Genomic DNA, 565 nt, shown 5'->3' with positions numbered 1-565 from the left:
ATGGCGGCGTTCATGTTCTCCGGCATGCTCAACCTCAAGCCGGAAGACTTCGCCCACAACAAGCTGGAAGACGCCCAGATCAAGCGGGTGCTGCAGTTCACCCTGTGGAAGCTCGAAGCCCAACGCCACTGGAGCAAGGACAACATCTTCGCCGACATCAAAACCCTGGCCAAGGCCATGGAGCTGAAGATGGGCGACTTCATGTTCTCCATCTTCGTGGCCATTGCCGGAACGCCGAATTCGTGGTCGGTGATGGATTCCATGGCGCTGCTCGGACCGGACATGACCCGCTCACGGTTGCGTCACGCCCTGGAAATTTTGGGTGGCTTTTCCAAGAAAGAAACCAAACGAGTGGAAAAGGAATACGCGGCATTGATCGCAGAATGACCGCTTTGGTGAAGAACTGAACGGAATGAACAGGGATGTTCAGAAAACTTAAAAAAATGAAGCTTAAAGGTTGACGCCCATAGGGTGGATCCTTAATATACGCAGCCGTTGAGGGGCCATAGCTCAGCTGGGAGAGCGCAACACTGGCAGTGTTGAGGTCAGCGGTTCGATCCCGCTT

General features: G+C 54.2%; 1 pseudogene. It reads left to right on the top strand.

Annotated features, from left to right (window positions below):
* Positions 1-387 (top strand): annotated as a pseudogene (locus WD429_RS12675) (glutamate--tRNA ligase); the annotation flags it as partial.
* Positions 388-565: the final 178 nt, after the last annotated feature.

The sequence above is a fragment of the Marinobacter sp. genome, from assembly GCF_040904845.1.
Lineage (GTDB): Bacteria > Pseudomonadota > Gammaproteobacteria > Pseudomonadales > Oleiphilaceae > Marinobacter.
This window is presented reverse-complemented; position numbering and strand designations above follow the sequence as displayed.